Source organism: Rhizobium sp. 01T437 (assembly GCF_056398505.1).
Map to the genome: position 1 here is coordinate 163,810 of NZ_JBFTPM010000007.1, position 23,284 is coordinate 187,093.

27 protein-coding genes and 1 riboswitch are annotated in these 23,284 nt (G+C 61.3%); of the genes, 10 read left to right on the plus strand and 17 right to left on the minus strand.

The genetic code is table 11. The annotated features are described in order from the left end of the window. Positions 1-142: 142 nt before the first annotated feature. Positions 143-697: a hypothetical protein gene (locus AC1DM5_RS16785; RefSeq protein ID WP_477822013.1), complete on the plus strand. Its 555-nt coding sequence runs from the start codon at positions 143-145 to the stop codon at positions 695-697. A gap of 122 nt (positions 698-819) precedes the next feature. Here the strand turns inward: AC1DM5_RS16785 and AC1DM5_RS16790 are convergent, their stop codons facing one another. From AC1DM5_RS16790 to AC1DM5_RS16805, 4 genes are all read right to left on the minus strand, one after another. Beyond that, complete coding sequence (locus AC1DM5_RS16790; protein ID WP_477822012.1) at positions 820-1,602, minus strand: anti-sigma factor family protein; 783 nt, start codon at positions 1,600-1,602, stop codon at positions 820-822. Further along, on the minus strand, positions 1,599-2,114 hold the full coding sequence (locus AC1DM5_RS16795) for an RNA polymerase sigma factor (protein WP_477822011.1): 516 nt from the start codon (positions 2,112-2,114) through the stop codon (positions 1,599-1,601). Before AC1DM5_RS16795 ends, AC1DM5_RS16790 begins: the two co-directional genes overlap by 4 nt. 10 nt (positions 2,115-2,124) lie before the next feature. Beyond that, complete coding sequence (locus tag AC1DM5_RS16800; RefSeq protein WP_477822010.1) at positions 2,125-2,505, minus strand: COG4315 family predicted lipoprotein; 381 nt, start codon at positions 2,503-2,505, stop codon at positions 2,125-2,127. Between the two features lie 91 nt (positions 2,506-2,596). Further along, complete coding sequence (locus tag AC1DM5_RS16805) at positions 2,597-3,628, minus strand: sensor domain-containing diguanylate cyclase (protein ID WP_477975298.1); 1,032 nt, start codon at positions 3,626-3,628, stop codon at positions 2,597-2,599. Between the two features lie 172 nt (positions 3,629-3,800). Further along, positions 3,801-3,881, plus strand: a riboswitch (ZMP/ZTP riboswitch). Positions 3,882-3,907: 26 nt separating this feature from the next. On the opposite strand from AC1DM5_RS16805, the gene AC1DM5_RS16810 reads away from it, so the two are divergent. Together AC1DM5_RS16810 and AC1DM5_RS16815 are read left to right on the plus strand one after the other, a co-directional pair. After that, positions 3,908-5,215, plus strand: coding sequence for a bifunctional folylpolyglutamate synthase/dihydrofolate synthase (locus AC1DM5_RS16810; RefSeq protein ID WP_477975300.1), 1,308 nt, complete (start codon positions 3,908-3,910; stop codon positions 5,213-5,215). Between the two features lie 59 nt (positions 5,216-5,274). Next, complete coding sequence (locus AC1DM5_RS16815) at positions 5,275-6,402, plus strand: ATP-dependent DNA helicase (RefSeq protein WP_477822067.1); 1,128 nt, start codon at positions 5,275-5,277, stop codon at positions 6,400-6,402. A gap of 68 nt (positions 6,403-6,470) precedes the next feature. Here the strand turns inward: AC1DM5_RS16815 and AC1DM5_RS16820 are convergent, their stop codons facing one another. Beyond that, positions 6,471-7,163, minus strand: coding sequence for a MerR family transcriptional regulator (locus tag AC1DM5_RS16820; protein ID WP_007817771.1), 693 nt, complete (start codon positions 7,161-7,163; stop codon positions 6,471-6,473). A gap of 447 nt (positions 7,164-7,610) precedes the next feature. Between AC1DM5_RS16820 and AC1DM5_RS16825 the strand changes: the two genes are divergently transcribed. Next, complete coding sequence (locus AC1DM5_RS16825) at positions 7,611-8,363, plus strand: pyridoxine 5'-phosphate synthase (protein ID WP_477822007.1); 753 nt, start codon at positions 7,611-7,613, stop codon at positions 8,361-8,363. A 151-nt stretch (positions 8,364-8,514) separates the two neighbouring features. On the opposite strand, the gene AC1DM5_RS16830 is transcribed toward AC1DM5_RS16825, so the two are convergent. After that, positions 8,515-9,402, minus strand: a complete 888-nt coding sequence (locus AC1DM5_RS16830) for an SDR family oxidoreductase (RefSeq protein ID WP_477822006.1) — start codon at positions 9,400-9,402, stop codon at positions 8,515-8,517. Between the two features lie 119 nt (positions 9,403-9,521). On the opposite strand from AC1DM5_RS16830, the gene AC1DM5_RS16835 reads away from it, so the two are divergent. Next, positions 9,522-9,968, plus strand: a complete 447-nt coding sequence (locus tag AC1DM5_RS16835) for a winged helix-turn-helix transcriptional regulator (RefSeq protein WP_477822005.1) — start codon at positions 9,522-9,524, stop codon at positions 9,966-9,968. 88 nt (positions 9,969-10,056) lie between these two features. Here the strand turns inward: AC1DM5_RS16835 and AC1DM5_RS16840 are convergent, their stop codons facing one another. The 4 genes from AC1DM5_RS16840 to AC1DM5_RS16855 form a co-directional block, all read right to left on the minus strand. Beyond that, the gene (locus tag AC1DM5_RS16840; protein ID WP_477822004.1) at positions 10,057-11,265 is read right to left on the minus strand and encodes an MFS transporter; all 1,209 of its coding nucleotides are present in this window, start codon (positions 11,263-11,265) and stop codon (positions 10,057-10,059) included. 93 nt (positions 11,266-11,358) lie between these two features. Beyond that, complete coding sequence (locus AC1DM5_RS16845; protein WP_477822003.1) at positions 11,359-11,982, minus strand: TetR/AcrR family transcriptional regulator; 624 nt, start codon at positions 11,980-11,982, stop codon at positions 11,359-11,361. Between the two features lie 59 nt (positions 11,983-12,041). Continuing rightward, complete coding sequence (locus AC1DM5_RS16850) at positions 12,042-12,959, minus strand: bifunctional helix-turn-helix transcriptional regulator/GNAT family N-acetyltransferase (protein WP_477822002.1); 918 nt, start codon at positions 12,957-12,959, stop codon at positions 12,042-12,044. Between the two features lie 62 nt (positions 12,960-13,021). Beyond that, positions 13,022-13,744, minus strand: a complete 723-nt coding sequence (locus tag AC1DM5_RS16855; protein WP_007817758.1) for an aspartate/glutamate racemase family protein — start codon at positions 13,742-13,744, stop codon at positions 13,022-13,024. 149 nt (positions 13,745-13,893) lie between these two features. Here AC1DM5_RS16855 and AC1DM5_RS16860 point away from each other — a divergent pair, with 149 nt between their 5' ends. Together AC1DM5_RS16860 and AC1DM5_RS16865 are read left to right on the plus strand one after the other, a co-directional pair. Next, entirely contained in the window at positions 13,894-14,355 is a 462-nt protein-coding gene (locus AC1DM5_RS16860; protein ID WP_477822001.1) for an Lrp/AsnC family transcriptional regulator, read from the plus strand. A gap of 89 nt (positions 14,356-14,444) precedes the next feature. After that, positions 14,445-15,725, plus strand: a complete 1,281-nt coding sequence (locus tag AC1DM5_RS16865) for an NAD(P)/FAD-dependent oxidoreductase (RefSeq protein ID WP_477822000.1) — start codon at positions 14,445-14,447, stop codon at positions 15,723-15,725. Between the two features lie 56 nt (positions 15,726-15,781). On the opposite strand, the gene AC1DM5_RS16870 is transcribed toward AC1DM5_RS16865, so the two are convergent. After that, on the minus strand, positions 15,782-16,828 hold the full coding sequence (locus AC1DM5_RS16870) for an NAD(P)-dependent alcohol dehydrogenase (RefSeq protein WP_113323340.1): 1,047 nt from the start codon (positions 16,826-16,828) through the stop codon (positions 15,782-15,784). 199 nt (positions 16,829-17,027) lie between these two features. Here AC1DM5_RS16870 and AC1DM5_RS16875 point away from each other — a divergent pair, with 199 nt between their 5' ends. After that, complete coding sequence (locus tag AC1DM5_RS16875; RefSeq protein WP_477821999.1) at positions 17,028-17,936, plus strand: AraC family transcriptional regulator; 909 nt, start codon at positions 17,028-17,030, stop codon at positions 17,934-17,936. Positions 17,937-17,938: 2 nt separating this feature from the next. Here AC1DM5_RS16875 and AC1DM5_RS16880 read toward each other — a convergent pair whose 3' ends face one another. Together AC1DM5_RS16880 and AC1DM5_RS16885 are read right to left on the minus strand one after the other, a co-directional pair. Then, positions 17,939-18,301: a DUF4087 domain-containing protein gene (locus AC1DM5_RS16880; RefSeq protein WP_477821998.1), complete on the minus strand. Its 363-nt coding sequence runs from the start codon at positions 18,299-18,301 to the stop codon at positions 17,939-17,941. Between the two features lie 32 nt (positions 18,302-18,333). Next, the gene (locus AC1DM5_RS16885; RefSeq protein WP_477821997.1) at positions 18,334-18,774 is read right to left on the minus strand and encodes a hypothetical protein; all 441 of its coding nucleotides are present in this window, start codon (positions 18,772-18,774) and stop codon (positions 18,334-18,336) included. A 187-nt stretch (positions 18,775-18,961) separates the two neighbouring features. On the opposite strand from AC1DM5_RS16885, the gene AC1DM5_RS16890 reads away from it, so the two are divergent. Together AC1DM5_RS16890 and ilvC are read left to right on the plus strand one after the other, a co-directional pair. Beyond that, positions 18,962-19,612 carry a TetR/AcrR family transcriptional regulator C-terminal domain-containing protein gene (locus AC1DM5_RS16890; protein WP_007817743.1) on the plus strand — a complete coding sequence of 217 codons (651 nt, stop codon included), beginning with the start codon at positions 18,962-18,964 and terminating at the stop codon, positions 19,610-19,612. A 47-nt stretch (positions 19,613-19,659) separates the two neighbouring features. After that, a complete protein-coding gene (gene ilvC / locus AC1DM5_RS16895; protein ID WP_037099419.1) occupies positions 19,660-20,679 on the plus strand; it encodes a ketol-acid reductoisomerase in 1,020 nt (339 codons plus the stop codon). A gap of 51 nt (positions 20,680-20,730) precedes the next feature. Here ilvC and AC1DM5_RS16900 read toward each other — a convergent pair whose 3' ends face one another. From AC1DM5_RS16900 to AC1DM5_RS16915, 4 genes are all read right to left on the minus strand, one after another. Continuing rightward, the gene (locus AC1DM5_RS16900; RefSeq protein WP_477821996.1) at positions 20,731-21,306 is read right to left on the minus strand and encodes a class I SAM-dependent methyltransferase; all 576 of its coding nucleotides are present in this window, start codon (positions 21,304-21,306) and stop codon (positions 20,731-20,733) included. Continuing rightward, positions 21,303-21,680, minus strand: coding sequence for a PIN domain-containing protein (locus tag AC1DM5_RS16905; protein ID WP_477821995.1), 378 nt, complete (start codon positions 21,678-21,680; stop codon positions 21,303-21,305). Before AC1DM5_RS16905 ends, AC1DM5_RS16900 begins: the two co-directional genes overlap by 4 nt. Further along, positions 21,680-21,889, minus strand: a complete 210-nt coding sequence (locus AC1DM5_RS16910) for an AbrB/MazE/SpoVT family DNA-binding domain-containing protein (RefSeq protein ID WP_477821994.1) — start codon at positions 21,887-21,889, stop codon at positions 21,680-21,682. The genes AC1DM5_RS16905 and AC1DM5_RS16910 overlap by 1 nt, the downstream gene beginning before the upstream one ends. A gap of 175 nt (positions 21,890-22,064) precedes the next feature. Beyond that, positions 22,065-23,165, minus strand: coding sequence for a branched-chain amino acid aminotransferase (locus tag AC1DM5_RS16915; protein WP_477821993.1), 1,101 nt, complete (start codon positions 23,163-23,165; stop codon positions 22,065-22,067). Positions 23,166-23,284: the final 119 nt, after the last annotated feature.

Here is a 23,284-nt window from a genome sequence, read left to right on the forward strand (position 1 = left end):
CACGCTGAAGTTTTATATTTACACAACGAATCATCGCGATAATGTCATCGCAAACCCAGTCTATTCACACTCAGGCATGACGCCCGGTCAAACCTACGCATTGTTCCCATGACGGTCGAACAGGTGCGGTCGAGGACCATGCATGACTTCGATTTCATCGACCAATCAAGCCGCGTTGCTGATCCTTCAGCAGAGTGTTTCCCCTGTTAATTCCACTGACGCCAAGAAGACGGATGGCGACAATCTGGTTGCGATCGCTCATGGCCAGCCGGCCAAGCAGACATCCGGCGTGACCCCGCAGCCGACGGCGGCACAATCCAAGATTTCGGAATCCCTGTTCAGTGTGAACGATCGAAGCGTTACGCAGATGAAACTCGATCTGATCGACCGCGCAGGCGATGCATTGGGTGTGAAAAAGAGCGACTATGCATCGATGGACGAGTTCGTCGCCGCGACGAAAAAGGCTTTTTCAGATCTCAAGAGCAAGCCGGACGGACAGCGGGCCATTGCGAAGATCGAGAGTGATCTCGGCCTGAAGCTCGGCATCACGCTGGAAGACCTGATCAACAGCGCTGATGACCCTGATAAGAACGACAAGGTCACACAGGCTTTGAAGAAGCAGCTCGCCGAGGGCGCTGAAGGCGGTTCCATCCTCCAGCAGGATGAAATCGGCCGCTACCGCGTCGTGTCGGCCTGATCGAATAGCTTGCGCTGCAGTTCCCGTTTTAGAGTATTTCCGTTTTTCTTCGAATCACGGAAACACTTTGTTTTGACGTAATTCCGGACGCAAAACCGCTATGCGCTCTTGCTGAAATTGCTCTAGGACGGGAACTGCCGGTAACATTCCTCGGCCACCTTGCGCAGCATGTCGCGGGAGATTTCGCCCGTTACCGCATAGCCGAGTTCACCGTCGATCCAGTAAAAAGTCTCGACATCCTTGGCTGAGGCGAAGCGGAAGCTTGTCGTCCTGTTTTCCTTGTTGCGGCCGACGATGACGGTGAGGCGTTCGCCGCCCTGGTCCTCGTACATGAACATGGCGCCCGGCCTGTTATCGACAGGCAGCAGGCGGCCGCCGACAAGGTGGAAGCCGAGGGGTTTGAGGTCCGGCACCTTGAGATCGGGGATTGCCAGCCGCTTGCCGAGCCAGGTCGCCAGATGCGCTTCCTCATTGGCGAAGACTTCGACCGGGTGGCGCACTTCACCGGCATAGACGAGGAAGGCGGTCTCCGCCTGCTTCGGCAGGGTCTCGGATTCGGCCAGCTGCAGCGGCGGGGGTTGGAAGAGCGGCGGGATGAAGCGATCGCTGACCGCGCCAAGCGCGAAGAGCATGACGGCGGCAGCGGCAAGGGCAGAGCGTGTCTTCCAGGCGGAGACAGTGTCAGCAGGTGCCACCATCCGGAGATCGGTGTCGCGGCTCTTCTCATAGCCTGAAAACAGGGACTTGATGCCGGCATTCTGCGCCTGCCAGCCGGCGACCATGGCGGCCTCCTCGGGGTTTTCGACGAGGTAGGCTTCCACGCGGGCGCGGGCGGCTTCAGGCAATTGCCCGTCGGCAAAGGCGTGCAGGTCCGCTTCGGTGACGGTGGGGTTGGTCTCGTTCATTTCGGTCTCCGAAGCGTAATCACATTATCGGCTTTCATATGGTCGCTCATGCGCTGGCGTGCGCGCGACAGGCGCGACATGACGGTGCCGATCGGGATGTCCAGCATGGTTGCCACTTCATGATAGCTGTAGCCTTCGATGACGACGAGCATCAGCACGGAGCGGTAGTCTTCCGACAGACTGTCGAGAGCCTGTTCCAGCCGCAGGCGCTCCAGCGGATCGGCTTGCGCCTCCGGAACGGCGAGTTCTTCGGCGGCATCGAGTTCGACCAGCCGGTCGCGGGGGCTTGCGCGGCGGGTGTTGCGGTAGAGGTTGGTCATCGTCGTCAGCACCCAGCCGCGCAGGTTGATGCCGCGCCACTGGCCGCGCCGGGCCAGAACCTTTTCCACGCAATCCTGAAGCAGATCCTCGCCTTCGGCATCCGAGCGGGTGAGGCTGCGGGAATAGCGCCGGAGCGAGGGAAGGAGGGCCAGGATCTGGCCCTCGAACGTATCGGGTGGGGGCGTCTTCACACTTGCCTCATCAGGGCTTTGCGAGGTCCCAGACACCGCCGACGCCGTCGCCGGTGATATCGCCGGACTTCATGTCCTTCGCCCAGTAATAGAGCGGCATGCCGTCCTTGGCCCACTGCTTCTTTCCATCCTTGCGTTCGACGAGCGAGTATGCACCTTCGGCCTTGGCGCCGCTAGCGGCGAGGAAGGGCGGCCAGTTGGTGGCGCACTTGTCGTAGCAATTCGTGACACCCTTTTCGTCCTTCTTGTAGGTGTAGAGCGTCATGCCCTTTTCACCGGCAAGAACCTTGCCCTTGGTCGTTTCAACGGCGGTGACCGCGGGGGCGGCGAAGGCTGCAGTGGCGGTGGCAGCAACGACTGCCAGCACGGACAGGAATTTCACGGACTTCATGGTCTCTCTCCTCGGGTTGGGCACGCATTTTTGCGATACCGGAGATGAGACACGGCGGGTGTCCGTTTTATTCCCGGTTCTTTTTCAAACGTCAGTTCGGATTGAAAACCACATAGCAGTCCCGTCCGGCAGCCTTGGCGCTATAGAGGGCGCCATCGACGTTGCGCAGCAGTTCGCGGCGGCGGCGGCCACCTTGCGGGGCGAGTGCTGCACCGATACTCAGGCGCGCGCGGATAATATTTCCCTCGATGGTGAAGGGGCTGCGGAAAGCCGAGAGCAGGCGTTCGGAGACGGAGACCAGCGCTTCTGTGTTCGGCGGGTTCGGTACGAAGATCGCAAATTCATCGCCGCCCATGCGCACGACGATATCGCCGGAGCGGATGACCGAACGAATGCGGTTTGCCGCCTCCCGCAGCACTTCGTCGCCGATATGGTGGCCGAGCGTATCGTTGATCGACTTGAAGCCGTCCATGTCGAGATAGAGAGCGCCGAAGGTCTGGCCGGAGGCAAGGGCTGATTCCAGCGCGCGGTCGACAATGGCATCAAGTGCGGCGCGGTTGAGGAAGCCGGTCAGCGGATCGGTCATGGCCGCAGTGCGCAGACTACTTTCGGCAAGGCCCATGACGAAATTCGCCTTCTGCAGCCGCAGAAGCGCGCTCGCGACACGGGCGAAACGGCGAAGATTGGCCGCCTCTTTTTCGGTGAAGAGGCGCGGCTTCTGATCGAGGATGCAGAAGGCGCCGATGACCAGKTCGTTTTCCAGTTCCAGCGGTGCGCCGGCATAAAAACGGAAATGCGGYGGGCCTGTCACATAAGGCGCGGCATTGAGCTCCGCATCCTGTTCAAGATCAGGAACGACGACCATGTCGTTTGCGAAGACGACACGGGTGCAGAAGGAAAGGTCGCGCGGGCATTCCGAAAGCTGCATGCCCGCTTCGCCGGCAATACGCAGCCAGTCCTCGTCGACGATGTTGACGGCGGCATAGGGCATTGCGAATGCATTCTTGGCGAGCTCGGCAAGTGCCGCAAGCTCCGGCGTCGGGCTGCTGCTGATGGCGCTTAGCGAGCGCACGGCAAGCAGTCTCTGCGGTTCGTTGACCGGAATTCGGACAGTCTGTCCCATTCGAATCTCCGCCTCTTGTCATAGACAGGAGCTAAAGTGGCGCTCTTGCCAATCTCCGCAAGAGCTAAAATTCACCAGCGTTAACTGGCAGTTGCCGCAGGCGGCGTCGCTGCGGAGCCGTGATGATGACGCTTGCGAGGCTAGGCAGGGCAGCGGAAAGGTTCTAGTGTCGGCCGGCCTGCGTGACTGGCGAGACAGATGGAGAACCATCGGGAAGCGCAGGTTGCCGATGCCGCTCGCCTGGGCACCAAAATAACTCCTGTAACCTGTGCCATGCCCATGCAGATAGAAAATCCCCGCCTTATCGAAGCCCTTTCGCAACTTGATCAGCTCACCAACTGGGAACAGCGTCCGCGCGGCGAAATGCGCGTCGGGCTGGAGCCGATCCTCGACCTCTCAGCCCGTCTCGGCAATCCGCACCGCGCTTTCCGCTCGATCCATGTGGCGGGCACCAAGGGCAAGAGTTCGACCTCGGCGCTGCTAGAAGCAGGCTTGCGCCATGCCGGCATTTCCGTCGGGCGCTATGCCTCGCCGCATGTGGAGCATATTTCCGAGCGTGTCAGCCTGAATGGCCAACCGGTCGAGGAGGCTGTGCTCGCCGAGGCGCTTTTCCTGGGGCTCGATGCTCTCAAGGCCGCAAGGGCGGAAGGGACGGCAGCGGAAGCTGCAACATGGTTCGACATACTGACAGCGGCCGGTTTCCTGATTTTCCGCGATGCGGGCGTTCAATGGGCCGTGATCGAGACGGGGCTCGGAGGCCGGCTCGATTCGACCAATATCGTCGACAGCGACGTTTCCATCATCACCAATATCGGTCTCGAACATACGGAGATATTGGGCAAGACACGGGCGGCCATTGCCTTCGAAAAGGCCGGCATCATCAAGCCGCGCTCGACCGTCGTTACGCCGCTCGATGCGGATGATGAAGCGGGTGCCGTGATTGCCAGGCGGGCAGCAGAGATCGATGCGCGTCTGATCCGTCCGGATTTTTCCGGAGCGTCGACGATTGCCGGGCGCAATGTCGCAGTCGCGGGGGCCGCGCTCGATGTACTCGGTGAACTTGGCGTCAAGGCGCGCGACGGCAATGCGGTCGGCGGATGGCTGATCGATGCAGAGGCCGAGCGGGAATCGCAGCTGCCGGGGCGGCTGGAGCGTTTCATCGTGCCTGTCTCTGGGCCTGTTGCGGGCAGGGGCGTTGCCGTTGCGCTCGACGGGGCACATGTGCCGTTCAATCTCGAAGCAGTGCTCGACGATCTCTCCGGTATGGAAGGATTTGCCGGGCCGGGCATTGCGGTCGTGGCGATCGCGACAGACAAGGATGCTGCCGGGCTTCTCGAGGTGATGGGCAGCTACGGCGTCTCGCCGATCTTCACCTCGGTTTCCAATCGTTTCCGCTCGCCTGCCGAATTGCAGACGCTTGCCGGTCAGATCGGTCTCGCGAGCGAGGTGATCGAGGATCCGCAGGCGGCCTATGAAAAGGCGCTCGAACGGGCAGCCGCCTCCAGCACCTGGGTGATCCTGACGGGATCGCTCTATCTCGTTGGCTTGCTGCGCGAGCGGGTCATCAGCGAGGCTGCGAAGAGCTAGGTCGCTTCAAGGAAAATTCCGCCTTGCCTATGCCGGGCGAATCCTGCCAAGTCGCTTCCATGCAATTCGCCCCACAACAGGATGAAGCCCTGAAAGCCGTTTCGAACTGGCTGAAGGAGGGCAGGTCGCCGCTCTTCCGTCTGTTCGGCTATGCCGGCACGGGCAAGACGACGCTTGCCAAGCATTTTGCCGAGCATGTCGATGGCGACGTGCTGTTTGCCGCCTTCACCGGCAAGGCGGCGCAGGTGCTGCGCTCGCGCGGGGCATCGAATGCCAAGACCATTCATTCGCTGATCTACCGGCCGCGCGGCGAGGAAGAGGTGGAGGACGAGGAAACCGGCAAGACCTCGATCGCGCCGATGTTTTCCATCAACCGCCAGAGCCCGGTCGCCAAGGCGGCACTGATCATCGTCGACGAATGCTCGATGGTGGACGAAGCGCTTGGCAAGGACCTGATGAGCTTCGGCACGCCGATCCTCGTGCTCGGTGACCCCGGTCAGCTGCCGCCGGTCACCGGCGGCGGCTACTTCACCAATCAGGACCCAGACTACCTGCTCACCGATATTCATCGGCAGGCGCGCGACAATCCGATCATCAAGCTCGCCATGCAGGTGCGTGAGGGCAACGAGATCATGTATGGCGACTACGGCAAGGCGCAGGTGATCTCGAAGAACGAGGTGACGCAGCCGCTGGTCATGGATGCCGATCAGGTGCTCGTCGGCACAAACAAGACGCGGCGGCGCTATAACCAGCGCCTGCGGGAACTCAAGGGTTTTACGACCGAACATCCGCAGACCGGCGATAAGCTGGTCTGCCTGCGCAACGACCCGGCAAAGGGCCTGCTCAACGGCTCGCTCTGGCAGGTCATGACCTCATCCAAGGAAACGACGAAGCCGGGCATCAACCTGCTGGTCCGCCCCGAAGATGACGACATGGATCGGGGGGCTGCGAAGATCAAGCTTCTGAAGCAAGCCTTCGAGAATGTGGAAGGCGAGATCCCCTGGAACACACGCAAGCGCTATGACGAATTCGATTACGGCTATGCGCTGACGGTGCACAAGGCGCAGGGTTCGCAGTGGAACAATGTCGTATTGTTCGACGAAAGCTGGGCCTTCCGCGATACGCGCGAGCGCTGGCTTTACACCGCGATTACACGCGCAGCAGAGACGCTGACGATCGTTCGCTAAGATTGGCGTCCGCTGGAAACTGGCGTTTGTGCTCCTACAGGGATGCGGTGGCGGCCGCTGCCCAGTGATCAGGCCTGCACGATGCCGAGGAGAACCGCCTTGGCGATCGCCTGAAAGCGGTTGTTGGCTTGGAATTTCATGATGATGTCGGCTTCCAGCGCGCGCGTTTCCTCATGCCTGAGGTCGAGGGCGCGGGCGATGCGCTGCGTCGAATATCCCTCAGCCATCAGCTCCAGGCATTGGCGCTCCTGATCGGTCAGGCTCGCCGGATCCCTGTTGTCGTTGATCGGCGGCAGGTCGAGGCTGCTGTCGTAATCGAGAAGGTCGCTCACCTGCTGCAGCTGCCGGTGCAAAGTCGACATTTCGGCCGTCAGCTCGCGCTTGCGCTGGGAGAGGGCCTCGCGGAAGATCGACTCGGCTTCTTCCTGGGAGGCTGCGCTGCGCAACACGTCCATCAATTCCTGGATGACGGCGATCGGCATGCCGGTTTCGCGGCAGACGGTGATGACCGCCATGCGCATGACATCATCCTGATCGTAAACGCGCATCAGGCCGATGCGGTTTGCGGAAATCAGGCCCTTCTCTTCGTAGAAATGCAGTGTCCTGTGCGTGACGCCGAAAGCGTTCGCCATGTCGGCGATCGGAACGGGACCTTGTGGGATATCCGGCGGCAAAGCGGCCGAAGGCAGGAACCGGTATTTTGACCGGGCCTCCGAAGCAATACCGGCGGCAGCAAACAAACGTTTGGAACCGTCTGGCATGAACCCTCCTGGGGCAGATAGTTGCACCTCATGCGGCTTTGCCATTTGCTTCCGGAGCGCGGCGAGCGGGGTTTTCCTCTAGCGTTCTTATCGTTGGAAGAAGCAGTACTCGGCGTACTTACTCGTTACGTAGCGCCCACATTATGCGCGGACGGGTTCTTTTGTAAGTGCTAAAAATAACCGTTTTTAAATGGGATAGCAATGTTGCGACATCTCAATCCACCTCTTGCTTGGTGTGTGGTGTAATTGTACCACACTGTTCGCCATCGCTGACGAATGATCTTCGAAGGGAACGGGAATTACTGTTTTCGGTACGCCCCTGATGTCGATCGTCATGGTGCGCGCGACCATCAAGGCCAGGCATGAATGCATGCGCGAATCTCATTGGCGTTCGCGGGCGGCTTGCCTTAAAAGCAGGACCAGTCGCCATCCCAGACGGATATTGCCATGCCCGCCAAACTCTCCGTGAACCTCAATGCCATCGCCATGCTGCGCAACCGGCGCGATCTGCCCTGGCCAAGCGTGGAAGGGCTCGGTCGCATCGCGCTTGCCGCCGGTGCCTCAGGGCTGACCGTGCATCCGCGGCCGGACCAGCGGCATATCCGCTTTTCCGATCTGCCCGTGATCCGCAATCTGATCGACGACGAGTTTCCGGAAGCCGAATTCAATATCGAGGGCTATCCAACCGAGGAGTTCCTGGAGCTTTGCGCCCAGGCCCAGCCGGAGCAGGTGACGCTGGTGCCTGATGATCCCTCACAGGCGACCTCCGATCACGGCTGGGATTTCAGCAAGCATCAGGCGTTCCTGACCGATGTCGTGGCGCGGCTGAAGAAGACGGGATTCCGTGTTTCGCTGTTTGCCGATGGAGATGGCGATGCGGAGGCGGTGAAGGCTGCGAAAGCGACGGGCGCCGACCGGATCGAGCTTTACACCGGCCCCTATGGCGGCTGCTATGATGCGCCTGAAAGGGTGGGGCCGATCCTCGAAGGGCTCGGCAAGACGGCGGATGCCGCACTCGCGCTCGGCCTTGCCGTCAATGGCGGCCATGATCTGACGGTGGAAAATCTTCCCGCGCTGGTGAAGCGCATTCCCGCTCTCGCGGAAGTCTCGATCGGCCACGGGCTGACGGCGGATGCGCTGGAACATGGCATGGCGGAAACGGTGCGCCGCTTCTGCCGGGCCTGCGGCCAGAAGATCTGAAAGAAGAGGCCCGCCCTCGGTGGATGCGGGGGCGAGCCTTAGAGCGCCATGCGTCGATTCGGACGCACAAAGGACGCTCTAACTCTTTGAATCTACGCATCGGGCTTTCCGAAAATCGATTCCGATTTTAGGGCCGATGCTGTAGGCCGGATCAGGCGGTGAGCGTGGCCTTGTTGGCGACGAAGTAATCCTTCAGCGACTGCGGCTGCTTGCCTGTCAGCTTGGTGAAATCGTCGGTGACGATATCGAACTTGCCGGCGCGCGTATTGGCATCGGCGGAAACCAGCATGTCGGCAACGAAGCCCGGCAGGCCGGCGCCGCGGATGCCCTGGCCGAGTTGCTCGTCGGTGACATCAACGACGTCCAGCGGCTTACCGGTGGCTTCGGTGGCGATCGCGGCAATTTCCTTCGGCGTCAGCGACTGCTTGCCGGTCACCGTGTAGGTGGCGCTGGCAGAGATGCCGGCTGCCAGCACCGAGGCGATGGCGAGCGCGCAATCGTCACGCGAGATGGTCGAGATCTTGCCGTCACCGGCCGAAGTGAACCATTTTCCGGTCTGCAGATTGTGCGGCATGCTGTGCATGTAGTTGTCGTGATACCAGGCGTCGCGCACGATCGTGTAGGGGATACCGCTGTCCTTGATGGCGTTTTCAGTGCCGAGATGGTCGGGCGCGAAGGTGACAAGCGAATCATCCGGAGCCGGCATGGAGGTGTAGGTGATATGCTTCACCTTGGCCTTGATGGCAGCGGCGACTGCGGCCTTGTGCTGAACCAGGCGCTTGCCGGGTGTGTCGAGCGCATCGGTGCTGATGATCAGCAGGCGATCGACGCCGGCAAAAGCGGCTTCGAGGCCGGCGGCGTCATCGAAATCCGCCTTGCGGGTGACAACACCCTTGGCGGCGAGGCTTGCGAGCTTTTCCGGGCTGCGGGTCGCGGCGATGATGTTTGCCGGGGCGACCTTGTAGCTTTCGATCAGGTGATAGACGACAAGCTGGCCGAGCTGGCCTGCAGCGCCGGTGACGAGAATGGTTTCGCTCATGATATCCTCTAGTGGTTGACAGGTGGTCTCAAAAAGAGAGTAACACTAGAATAGGAATTGACCGAGGGCTGTAAAGAAGGCAGTTTTTCGGGACTTCGTTACCAAAAGGGAACCACCTCATGGCAGGAACAATCGTCAATCTGAAAGCCAGAGCGCGCCAATCAAAAGGACCGGCCGATGGGCCGGGCGGCGCGCGGCGCGAGATCGACCTTGCCAGCCTGGATTTCACCAATTGCCCGGTCAGGGACATGATGCAGCAGATCGGCGGCAAATGGTCGACGCTGCTTCTGGAGGCGCTTGCCAAGCAGCCCTATCGCTTCGGCGAGCTGCGCCGCATGATCCCGGATATTTCCCAGCGCATGCTGACCCAGTCGCTGCGCGACCTGCAGCGGGACGGCTATATCGAGCGGGAGGTTTTTCCGACGAAGCCGCCAAGCGTGGAATACCGGATGACCGATCTCGGCCGCTCGCTCTACACGGTGCTGTCGCAGCTTCTAAACTGGGCTGAGGCGAACCATGACGATGTTCGCGCGGCACGACTGCGGTTCGACGCAGACGCTGTATAGAGCGCAATTCCGGACGCAAAACTGCTGCACACTTTTGCTGGAATTGCTTTAGGGAATCAGGCGGTCGAGCCGCCTGACCTAGACTTGATTACTTCCCGCGGCCTTCCGTCAGGAAGAACAGGAAGGCGACTGCGGGGAAGCAGAAGCCGATCCAGGCCGCCATCGACCAGCCGCCCGTTGCATAAGCCCAGCCGCCGAGTGCCGAGCCGATAGCGCCGCCGGTGAAGAAGGTCGCCATGAAGAGGCCGTTCAGGCGGCCGCGATGTTCCGGGCTCAGCCCGTAGATCGCACGCTGACCGCAGACGAGATTGGTCGTCACACCGAAATCCAGCAGGATAGCCGCAGCTGTCAGCAGGACGAGCGCCGTCAGCGAGCCATCGGTGGCGAAATGGCTGATGAGGAAAGAGCCCATGCCGAGCAGCATGGCGAGCGTCGAGGCGACCTTCGTCATGCCGCGGTCGGCAAGGCGGCCGGCGATCGGCGAGGCGATGGCGCCGGCGGCACCGGCAAGTGCAAACAGCGCGATGCCTTTCTGCGAGATGCCGAAGGCAGGGCTTGCGAGCAGCAGTGGCGCCGTCGTCCAGAACAGGCTGAAGGCGCCGAACATGCCGGCCTGATAAAGGGCACGGCGCTGCAGCACGCGGGAATGCACCGCAAGGTGGGCCATCGAGGCCAGCAGTTCGCCATAACGCAGCTTCGTGTGGGGGACGCGGACCGGCAGATTGGCGCGCAGCACGATGCCGAGCGCGATCATCACGGCGGCGGTGACGTAATAGACCATATGCCAGGAGGAAGCTTCGGCGACGAGGCTTGCGAAGGGGCGGGCGAGCATGATGCCGCAAAGCAGTCCGCTCATGACATTGCCGACGACCTGGCCGCGCGTCGCGTCCGGCGCCATGCTGGCGGCGAAGGGGACGAGGACCTGGGCTGCGACCGAGGCCAGACCGATACAGAGCGACGCTGTCAGGAACATGCCCGGCGTGGAAGAGAAGGCCGCACCAACAAGTGCAAGTGCCGAGGCGGCGATCAATGTCAGGATGAGGCGGCGGTTTTCAAAGAGGTCGGCAAGCGGCACGATCAGGAGCAGACCGAGGCCATAGCCGATCTGCGTGAGCGTGACGATGAGGCCGGTTGCTGCTGGCGAGAAGCCGAGATTGGCGCTGATCGGGCCTGCCAGCGGCTGGCCGTAATAGAGGTTGGCGGCGACGAAGCCGCAGGAGGCTGCAAAAAGGAAGGTTAGCCAGGGGGATAGGGCGCGGGGCGCGACCTTATCCGGCGTGGTGGCTGAAACGCTCATCAGAAACTCCAAAAGGCAATGATCGGGAGGATTGAATGCAATTTAATCGTCTGCCGCCACCCGATCCCTGATCGGATGACGATATTTCGGTCGTCAAGTCACGAGCCGCATCGCGGCCTCGACTGTAGCCATCATCTCTTTCTCGCCGCGTCCCGTCCTCCCGATGACACGCAAGCCCTTGGTCAGGCAGAGAAAGGTGAGGGCCGTGGCATCAGCATCCACGGTCGACGGAATGGTGCCATCGGCCTGGCCGATGCGGATGAGATCGGCCATCAGCTTTTCGTCAGCGGAAAAGGCGGCGGCCACATGCTCCGCAGCTTCTTCGTCCAGCAGAGAAAGATCGTTTGCGCCGCCGACGACGAGGCAGCCCTTGAGGCCCGCTTCGCCATGGGAAAGCTCGGCGTAATACGTGACCATCTGGCAGACCTTTTCGCGGCCGGTCTTAACTGATGCGATCTTTGCCTCCAGCCGACCGCGGCCGAGCTGACGATAGCGCTTGAAGGCGGCAAGGAAGATGCCGCGCTTGTCCTTGAAGGCCTTGTAGACGCTGCCGGAGGCAAGGCCCATGGCTTCGGTCAGTTCGCTGATGGAGGCGGCGTGGTAGCCGCGCTCGGAGAAGACGCGCAACGCAGCATCGAGTGCTGCGTCCATATCGAATTCGCGCGGGCGGCCGCGGCTGCGGGTTTTTACATCAGGTGTCAGGGTGTCAACGGTCATGCGCCTAATTAGGGAATGACCGTTTCCAAATCAAGTGAAATTTCTGCGACGCAGCAAGATCAGAGATCGAGCACCCAGGTCTGGCCGTTGGCTTCCGGGCCGAACATGCGATGTCTCTCCTCGGAGACAAGCCGGAAACCGGCCTTTTGATAGATGGCGCGGGCGGTGTGGAGGAAGTCGTTGGTCCAGAGCGAGATCTGCCGGTATCGCTTACGGCGCGAGAAGGCGATGCACTCATCGACAAGCCGGTTGCCGAGGCCGAGACCGCGCGCGGCCTTGTCGACATAGAGCAGCCGGAGCTTCGCAATGCCGTCGCCGCCATTGGTGATCAGCACGGAGCCGAGATTGATGCCGCCGCGCTCGGCGATCCAGCAATATTCCATCTCGGGGTCGAAATTGGCGAGGAACTTGCCGGCGACATCTGCGACCAGCCCTTCGAAGCGCAGATCCCAGCCATATTCCTCGGCATAGAAGCGCCCCTGGCTCTGGACGATCCAGCCGATATCACCGGCGCGATGCGGGCGGACGATGGCGGAAGCCGGTCTTGCCTGTGGATCGAGGATCGAACGGATCGTGCGCATGGCGGCAACGGCGGCCTGCGGCTCGCCATCGGCCAGCGTGTCGAAGCGGGCGGCGATCTGGGCATTCGAGCGGCGGCCAAGCTCCTCGAACTGGCTGCGTCCCTTGCCGGTGACAGTGAGGATCTGGCTGCGCTGGTCGGCTGGATCGGGCGTCGCCTCGATGAAGTCTTCTTCGCGGAAGCGTTTGAGAATGCGGCTGAGATAGGCCGGGTCGAGCTGCAGGTCGCGGGCGAGAGCGCCGGCATTGACGCCATCATGGGCGCCGATCTCGAAGAGCACGCGCGCATCCGTCAGCGTGAAGGGCGTGTCGAGATAGGCCTTGTTCAGCAGGCCGAGGAAGTTCGTGTAGAAGCGGTTGAATTCGCGGGCGGATTCGATGAGGGAAAGGTCGGTCATAGCAGGGTCTCCTGATAGAGACCCTGCTGACTTTGTTTGACTGAGTCAACTAAATTGATGGCTCAGGCTGCGTCTTCTTCTTCGTTTGCGATTTCTCCCTCGAGCGCGAAATCGACGGCGGCGCGGGCATGGATTGCCGTCGTGTCGAATCCAGCAAGGGGAAGGTGATCCGGGTTGAGGATCAGGCAGATCTCCGTGCAGCCGAGGATGATGCTGTCGGCACCATTGGCGCGTGCTCGTTCGATCACCGCCATCAGCTTCTGGCGAGAGCTGTCGAGCACCTTGCCGGCGCAGAGCTCGTTGAAGATGATGTCGTGCACGGTGGTGCGGTCGGCGGCCTCGGGCACCATGATGTCGAGGCCGAGGCCCTTCATGCGGTCGGTATAGAAGCCGTGCTCCATCGTGTAGCGCGTGGCAAGCAGCAGCGGTCGCTTGCAGCCGGCTTCGTGGATCGTCTTGGCGGTCTCGTCGATGATATGGATCAGCGGGACGGAGATGTGCGAGGAAACCTCGGGTGCGATCAGATGCATGGTGTTGGTGCAGATCAGCACGCAATGGGCGCCGGCAATCTGCAGGCGCAGTGCGATATCGCCGAGGCGCGAGGCAGCCATATCCCAGGCGCCGGCCTTCTGCAGGGCAACGATCTCCTCGAAATTCACCGAATGCAAAGTGAGTTCGGCAGAGGCCAGGCCGCCCAGGCGCTCGCGCACCATTTCGTTGATGAGACGGTAATAGACCGCAGAACTTTCGAAGCTCATGCCGCCGATCAGGCCGATGTTTTTCATGGATTCTCGCTCCCTATAGTGTTTTCGAATGCGGGAATGATGCAGCAGATCAGGCGCGACGTGTTTGCATTGTTTGTGCTTTTGCATCGATATGTGCTAAGGTTTTGCGGCATTTCTCAGTTTCTTGCAAAATTTCAGCGTGGACCATCATGATCGACGATCGCGACAGGCGGATTCTCGATATCCTGCAGGACGATGCAGGCATCTCCGTGACCGACCTTGCGGAGCGCGTGGCCTTATCGGTCTCGGCCTGTTCGCGGCGCATCCAGCGACTGGAGGAGAGCGGCTACATCGCGCGTCGCATCGTCGTGCTGAATCGCGAGCGGATGGGCGTGCCGACCACGCTCTTTGCGCTCATCAAGACGGCGCATCATTCCGACGAATGGACGGAGGCCTTCCGCCGCGCGATCAGCGATATCCCCGAGATCGTCGAAGCGCACCGGCTGACCGGCACCTATGATTATATCCTGAAGATCGTGCTGCCGCGCGTCGAGCATTACGACGTCATCTACAAGCGCATCGTCCGGCGGATCGAACTGTTTGATGTCTCCGCCTCGATCTCCATGGAGATCATGAAGAGCGGTACGACGATTCCTGTCTCCTATGCCTGATGGGCGCGGCAGACATGCCGAAACAGCGGTTGAATACTTCCGGCGAAAGGCGACATTTGCTGCAGCAGAATGACAAAAAGGGGTAGGTCATGAGCGAACATCACGTCGTCGTTGTCGGCGGCGGTTTCGGCGGGCTGCAGCTCGTCAATGGATTGAAAGGCCTGGGATCAAGGGGAGGGGGCGTGAAGATCACGCTTATAGACCGGCGCAACCACCATCTCTTCCAGCCCCTGCTTTATCAAGTGGCAACGACCATCCTCTCCACTTCAGAGATCGCTTGGCCGATCCGCCATCTCTATGCCGACCGGCCCGAGGTGACCACGCTGCTCGGCGAGGTCAACGGCGTCGATGCCAAGGCAAAGACCGTTTCCCTACGCAGCGGCATGGTGCTGAACTACGATACGCTGGTGCTGGCGACTGGTGCTACGCACGCTTATTTCGGCCATGACGAATGGGAGCCTGTCGCTCCGGGCCTGAAGACGCTGGAGGATGCGACGACGATCCGCCGCCGCGTGCTGCTCGCCTTCGAGCGGGCGGAAGTGGAAAGCGATCCGGCGGTGCGTGACGCGTTTTTGACTTTCTCCATCGTCGGGGCTGGCCCGACGGGCTGCGAGCTTGCCGGCATCATCGCCGAGTTGGCGCATTTCACGCTTCCCAAGGAATTCCGCAACATCGATACGCGCAAGACCCGCGTCGTGCTGATCGAAGCTGGGCCGCGTGTGCTGCCGGCCTTTGCCGAGGATCTCTCGGCCTATGCGCAAAAGGCACTGGAGAAGCTAGGCGTCGAGGTGCTGACGGGAACGCCGGTGACACAGTGCACGGCTGATGGCGTGACTGTCGGCGAAAACTTCATTCCGAGCCGCACCATTGTCTGGGCTGCCGGCGTGCAGGCTTCGCATGCGGCGCGCTGGCTGGGCGTGCCGGCCGACCGGGCGGGGCGCACCATCGTCGAAAAGGACCTGACGGCGCCGGGCCTGCCCGATGTCTTCGTGATCGGCGATACGGCCTCTGTGATGCGTGAGAATGGCAAGCCGGTGCCGGGCATTGCGCCGGCGGCCAAGCAGCAGGGCGGCTATGTGGCGAAGGTCATCCGCGCCCGCATATCCGGCAAGCCCGCGCCAGGGCCGTTCAAATATTGGCATCAGGGAAGTCTGGCGACCATCGGCAAGAGTGCGGCGATCATTGATTTCGGTCGCTTCAAGCTCAAGGGCTGGCTCGCCTGGTGGATCTGGGGCCTTGCCCATATCTACTTCCTGATCGGCACGCGCTCGCGCTTTGCCGTCGCCTGGAACTGGTTCTGGATCTATATGAGCGGCCAGCACAGTGCCCGACTGATCACCCAGCGCGAGACCATGCGCGACGACGGGTAGGACGAAACAGACTACAAAGAAAAAGGGCGGCTCCCGGAGTCGCCCTTTCTGTTTCATCAGGCTGCCAGCGAGGCGATGTCGATGACGAAGCGGTAGCGGACGTCGCTCTTCAGCACCCGCTCATAGGCTTCGTTGACCTGCTGGATGTTGATCTTCTCGATCTCGGAAACGATGTTGTGCTCGCCGCAGAAGTCGAGCATTTCCTGGGTTTCCTTGATCGAGCCGATCATCGAGCCGGAAATGCTCTTGCGGCCGGGGACCAGCGAGAAGGCGTGAACCGGGATCGGGTTTTCGGGAACGCCGACCACCACGAAGGCGCCATCCACCTTCACCAGGCCGAGATAGGCGTTCCAGTCGATCTCGGCGCTGACGGTGCAGATGACGAGGTCGAAGGCGCCGGCGAGCTTCTTGAACGTCTCCGGGTCATTGGTGGCGTAATATTCCTTGGCGCCGAGCTTCAGGCCATCTTCCTTCTTGGAGAGGCTCTGGGAGAGCACGGTGATATCGGCACCCATGGCAGCACCGAGCTTTACGCCCATATGGCCGAGGCCGCCCATGCCGACGATTGCGACCTTCTTGCCGGGGCCGGCCTTCCAGTGGCGCAGCGGCGAATAGAGCGTGATGCCGGCGCAGAGAAGCGGCGCGGAGGCATCGAGCGGAAGGTTGTCCGGGATGGACATGACATAGCCTTCCTTGACAACGATCGAGTCGGAATAACCGCCCTGGGTGCGCGTCTTGCCGTCGGCTTCGAAATCATTGTAGGTGCCGCTGAGACCCGGCATGTACTGTTCACGGTCGAGGTCGCGTTCGGCGCAGCCGATGCAGGAATCGACAAAGCAGCCGACGCCGACGCGGTCGCCGACCTTGAACTTGGTCACGGCGGAACCGACGGCCGTCACGATGCCGGCGATCTCATGGCCGGGCACGATCGGGTATACGGCGTTCTTCCACTCGTTGCGGACGGTATGGATGTCGGAATGGCAGATGCCGGCAAACTTGATGTCGATGACGACGTCATCCGGGTTCGGGTTGCGGCGCTCGAAGGTGAAAGGGGTGAGCGGCTTGGAAGCGTCGGTGGCGGCGTAGCCTCTTGCAATAGGCATGGGAGCCTTCCTTTTCGATATCAGAGGGGCGGGGTGAGAGGATGACCGGACTATTGCCCGGAACCGCGCAGCAGCGTTAGAGCGATACTCTCAGCTTTTTGCACGATCCTGCAAAAGTGAGCCGGCCACCTGTTTGCGAAATGGAAAAGGAGCTTTAGATAAGACCGGTATCGCTGGCGTGAGACAGAAAGAGTTGCCCATGACCTTGCCCTTCAATCCCTATCGGGAAATCGTCGATATCGCGATGCGCTTTGCGCCCGGCGATGGTGAGTTCCGCACGTCGATCGGCAATCTTCACATCAGTCGCCGCTCCAATCCCAGCGATCCGCTGCATAGCAGCTACAAGCCATGCTTTGCCTTCGTGCTGCAGGGCGCCAAGAGCCTTCGCCTCGGCGATGAGTTCATCAGCTACGGAACCGGGGATTATCTGCTGACCTCGCTCGATCTGCCGGTCGCCTGGCGCATCGCCGAGGCTAGCCCCGAGGTGCCGCATCTTTGTCTCGGGCTCGCGATCGACTCCGAAAAGCTGCTGGAGCTTTTGAGCCGCATCGATATTCCGCGGCCAGCCGCCCATACCGACGGGCAGCGCGGCATGGCCGTCAACGTCGCGCCGCCGGAACTTCTTGACGCTGCCGTGCGGCTGCTGCGCTTGCTCGATCGTCCAGACGACATTCCGGCCATGGCGCCGCTGATCGAGCAGGAAATCCTCTACCGGATACTGACAGGCCCCGATGGCGAGCGGCTGATCAACATCGCCACGGCCGACAGCCACAGCAACCGGATCGCGCGGGCCGTCGCCTGGCTGAAGGAGAATTTTGCCCGGCCGCTGCGCATTGAGGAGCTGGCCGATCATGTCAGCATGAGCGCGTCTTCGTTCCATCACCACTTCAAGTCGGTGACGGCGATGACGCCGATGCAGTATCAGAAGCAGCTTCGCCTGCACGAGGCGCGCCGGCTGATGCTGGTGGAGCGGCTCGATGCGGGGACTGCCGGCCATCAGGTCGGTTATCAGAGCCCGTCGCAGTTCAGCCGCGAATATAGCCGTCTCTATGGCGCGTCACCGGCGCGCGATGTCGATGGCGCGCGCGACGCGGTTGCGGCGGAATAAGGTCAGCCCGGGAATTTCAGCGCCTTGTCGTTCTGGCACTTGGCGAGCTTCAACTGGCGGAAGGAGAGGATGCGCGTGATATGTGCCTCGCCATCGGTCTCGACGCTCATGCAGGCGCAGGCATAGCCGTAATTGCCGTTGCTCTTCACATAATCATGCTCTGAAATATCGGGAATGATGTCCATGCCCTCGGGCTCGTCATCGCTTCCCTGCGTCATGATCGTCCAGGTATTTTCGGCATCGTCCAGCCACCAATTGCCCGGCGTCGGGTTTTGGAGCCAGCCGCAGCGGGTTTCGGCGGCAAGTGCTGAGGACGCCATCGCAAGAAGTGTTGCTGCGGCACAGGCGAGGGAAATTGTCTTCATAGCGTCGCCGCTCCGGTCGCTTGTTGATGGGGTCAGTTATTGATGGCGGTGATCACCCAGTGGCTGTTCTCGCAGGCATCATCTTCGCAGATCGCCGCCATCCAGACGGCGCCATCCGCCAGCATCACGCCATCGCTGTTGACGAACAGGTCGGCATATTGCTGGTGGCCGACCGCACGGCGCGTTTCCGGCATGACGAGATCGTCGAAATTGTCGATGAAATCCTGCTCGTCCAGCACGTCGTAGGTTTCGCCATTGGCCTGCACCGTCAAGGGATAGTCGGCGAGAGAAGCGATCGTTTCGGCATCGCCGCTGCGCATGGCTTCGACGAGGTTGCGCAGCGGTGCATCCAGGCCGGCGGCGTCTCCGTGCAGCTTTTCGATGCGCTGGTAGACATCGCTTGCCGGATCGGCAAGCGCAGGAGATTGCGCGGCGAGCAGCAACAATAGGGCAAGGGCGGACGGAAGGCGCATCGACGTCTCCAGCGGCAGGTTCCGCGGGAAGGTAGTTGATTCCCCTGTCGTCGTTCTGTCCAATTCTGGTGGTTTGTTTTTTCCTGCAGGCGTAAAATTTCGCTATCTCCATCTTGACGGTGGCAAAGCTTTGCCGCATAAACGCCGCGAACCGTACGGTACGGTACGTAATTGGGGAGTTGAAACCGTGTCAGTCGATGTCGCAGAGCCGAGCGAGTTTTCGCCACGCCAGAACGCTGTTCTGGAGCAGGCGCTGCAGCTTCTCGTCGACGGAGGTGAGAAGGCGCTGACGACATCGGGTGTGGCGCGCGCCGCCAATTGCTCCAAGGAAAGCCTCTATAAGTGGTTCGGCGACCGTGACGGTCTGCTCTCGGCCATGATCGCCTATCAGGCGAGCAAAGTGCGCACCTTCGAGCGCAGCGGCGAGCGGCTGACCTATACGAGCCTGCACGACCATCTCGTCATCTTCGCCCGCGATCTTCTCGAAGTTCTGGCCGGTGACGTATCGCTGGCGCTGAACCGGCTGGCGATCGGCCAGTCGCATCGCGACGGCTCGAAGCTCGGCAAGCTCTTGCTGGAGCGCGGCCGCCGGCAGATCGACCGCCGCGCCATGGCGCTGATCGATGCGGGAAAAAGGGCAGGGTTGTTGCGCTTCCATGATGCCGACGAAGCCTATCATACGCTTTACGGCCTCATCGTTTCCGACCTGCATGTGCGCATGCTGCTCGGCGAGCCGGGCCTCAAGGATACCGCGCGTCAGGCGGAGAAGGCGGTCACCGCCTTCCTGCGCCTGTACGGCACGGAGAAAGTTCTGGCGGAGATGCCGATCCTCGGCTGAACCGCTTTTTGACAGTCAACAAGACAAGCAAAAGGGAAGGAATTTCAATGCGCGTCTATTACGATCGTGATGCCGATCTCAACCTCATCAAGTCGAAGAAGGTCGCCGTCATCGGCTATGGTTCGCAGGGTCGCGCACATGCGCTGAACCTCAAGGATTCCGGCGCCCAGAACGTCGTCATCGCGCTCAAGGCCGGTTCGCCGACCGTCAAGAAGGCCGAAGCCGACGGCTTCAAGGTCATGACGGTTGCCGAGGCTGCCGCCTGGGCCGACCTGATGATGATGGCAACCCCGGACGAACTGCAGGCCGACATCTACAAGGCCGACATCGCCGGCAATATCCGCGACGGCGCTGCTATCGCCTTCGCACATGGCCTCAACGTTCACTTCGGCCTCATCGAGCCGAAGGCGACCGTCGACGTCGTCATGATCGCCCCGAAGGGCCCGGGCCACACGGTTCGCGGCGAATACCAGAAGGGCGGCGGCGTTCCCTGCCTCGTTGCCGTTCACCAGAACGCTTCCGGCAATGCACTTGAACTCGCTCTCTCCTACGCCTGCGGCGTCGGCGGCGGCCGTTCGGGCATCATCGAAACCAACTTCCGCGAAGAGTGCGAAACCGACCTCTTCGGCGAACAGGTCGTTCTCTGCGGCGGTCTCGTCGAGCTCATCCGCGCTGGCTTCGAAACGCTGACCGAAGCCGGTTACGCTCCGGAAATGGCCTATTTCGAGTGCCTGCACGAAGTGAAGCTGATCGTCGACCTGATCTATGAAGGCGGCATCGCCAACATGAACTACTCGATCTCCAACACGGCCGAGTGGGGCGAATACGTCTCCGGTCCGCGCATCATCACTGCCGAGACGAAGGCCGAGATGAAGCGCGTCCTCAAGGACATCCAGACCGGCAAGTTCACCTCCGAGTGGATGCAGGAATACCGCGCCGGCGGCTCGCGCTTCAAGGGTATCCGTCGCCTGAACGACAGCCACCAGATCGAGGAAGTCGGCACGAAGCTGCGCGCCATGATGCCCTGGATCGGCAAGAACAAGCTGGTCGACAAGTCTGTCAACTAAGCTGTTCTGAGATTGTGATTGTGAGAGGCCGGGGCGAAAGCTCCGGCCTTTTCATTTAAGGGCGGTAAGATGCAGCCAGCGGGTCGGCTTGTTGTCATAACCACCGCCGTCCGCTTCATTGATCGCGACGTCTCTCCAGCCGTCAGCCACGAGCAATTTCTGCAGCCATTCCCTTGAAGGGTAGTTGTAATAACGCCCGAAATCATCATGGCCTTCGCCGGTGCCGGCCTTGAAGCTCGCATGGAAAACGCCGTCTTCCTTCAGGGCGTTGCGGATGAGGGAAAGGACGCCGGGAAGGTCGGCGCGGGGCACATGCAGGAGGCTCGCCTCGGCCCAGACGCCGTCAAATTCTTCCCGCGCCGCAAGCTCCTCGAAACGCATGACCTTCACCGGCCTGCCGATCAGTTTCTCGGCCTGCCGGGCAAGCTCCGCCGAGCCATCGGTCGGTGTCACGTCGAAGCCTTTGGAGAGCATGTAGGCGCAATCCTGCCCGCCACCGCAACCGAGTTCGAGAATGCGCGCCTTTTCGGAGAGGGCGGCGAGGAAGGCGTCCAGTCTTGCCGCTGGTGGTTTCCGGTCGCGGGTGGCGTAGGTTTCGGCGGTGTCGTCGTAGAAGGAGGTTGTCATGGGTTCTTCTCAATATAAACGACTCGGTCGAGGCCCTTGAAATGGGCGTCGAGCGTCAGAACGTCGGCGTCGTACAGTTCGGCGGTGGCGTAGATGATGGCGTCGGATAGGGCGAGCTTGCGTTTCGCAGAGACTTCGGCGGCGCGGCGGGCCAACGCCGTGTCGAGGGGGGCCACGATGCAGGTGGCAGTATAAGCGAAGAAGGAATCGACGGCTTCTTCGCCGCGTTCGCGCTCCAGCCATTTGGCGAGTTCAAGCTGGACGATAGTCGGGACGATGCAGTTGGTTCGTTCGGGCATCTCGCCTTGCAGGCGATCAGCGGCAGGGCCCCGCGTCAGCCATTCGATCCAGGCCGAGCTGTCGACGACGCGCATCAGAACCGGTCTTTCCTGTCGCGATAATCGCTCGGGTCGGCGCCTTTGGCCATGCCCCTGAGATCTGCGAGATCGGGGACGGGGATGAGAAGGACACCTTTGCCTTTTGGGATAAAGACGAATTCCTGGCCTGCGGACCAGTGCTGCTGGTCGCGTACCTCCTTGGGAATGGAGATCTGAAATTTGGAAGAGAGGGTTGCGGTTGCCATTCTTACCTTTCCTCTATCGATTGGATGATAGTAAGAATTCGACTGACGTTGGTCAATGGCGGACCGTTTTCGGCGTCTGCCCCGGCCATAAAAAAACCGGGCGGTGCGCCCGGTTTCGAAGTTGTCACTGTCGTTCTACCCGTCAAGAACGCTGCTGCGTTTCGGGTATCTAGCTTTAGGCAGAGATGAGACGCGTCCAGCCGCGCTCATCGTTCGTTACGCCCTTCTGCAGGCTGACGAGCTGCTGGCGCAGTTCTGATGTCAGCTTGCCGGTCTGTCCGTCTCCGACCAGGAACTCGCCGCCGGCGTGCCGAACCAGGCCGATGCCGGCGAGGACCGCGGCCGTGCCGCAGGCGAAGGCTTCGACGAGCTTGCCGCTGGCGGCGTCGGCCTGCCATTCCTCGAAGGAGTAGGGTCGTTCCTCGACGCGCAAGCCCTTTTCCTTGGCGAGTACGATGACCGAGGCGCGGGTGATGCCCGGCAGGATCGTGCCGCCAAGCGGCGGGGTCACGACCGATCCGTCATTCATCACGAAGAAGACGTTCATGCCGCCGAGTTCTTCGACCCAGCGATGCTCTGCTGCATCCAGGAAGACGACCTGGTCGCAATCCTTCTTCGCTGCCTCGGCCTGCGCCACAAGGCTGGCCGCATAGTTGCCGCCGCATTTTGCGGCGCCGGTGCCGCCGGCGGCTGCGCGGGTGTACGCGGTCTCGACCCAGAGGGAGACGGCCTTCGCGCCGCCCTTGAAATAGGCGCCGACCGGGGAGGCGATGATGCAGAAGATATATTCCTGGGCCGGGCGAACGCCGAGGAACGCCTCGTTGGCGAACATGAAGGGGCGAAGGTAGAGGCTGGCGTCTCCGGAGGGGATCCAGTTCTTGTCGACACGAACCAGTTCTTCGACGGCCTTCAGGAAGAGTTCTTCCGGCACTGCGGGCATTGCCATGCGGGCTGCCGACTGCGCGAAGCGGCGGGCGTTCTCTTCCGGCCGGAAGAGCAGGATGCGGCCATCCTCCGCCTTGTAGGCTTTCATGCCTTCGAAGATCTCCTGAGCGTAGTGGAGGACGGCGCTTGCAGGGTCGAGTTCCAGCGGGCGGCGCGGGGTCACTTTTGCATCGTGCCAGCCCTTGTCGGCAGTCCATCGCGCCAGGACCATATGATCCGTGAAGACCTTGCCGAAGCCGGGCGTTTCCAGTGCCCGGATGCGGTCGGCGTCGGAGACGGGAGACTTGTGGAATTCGATTTTGATTTCAGGAGAGGTCGACGTCGCAGTCATTGCTGGCACCTTGATAGTCCATTGAATAATGGCCGGCACACTACTGCCGCCGGGCCGGTTTTGGAAAGGTCTGAATCGGCCGGTTTCTGCTTTTGATCAAAGGAATAATCGCGTGATGT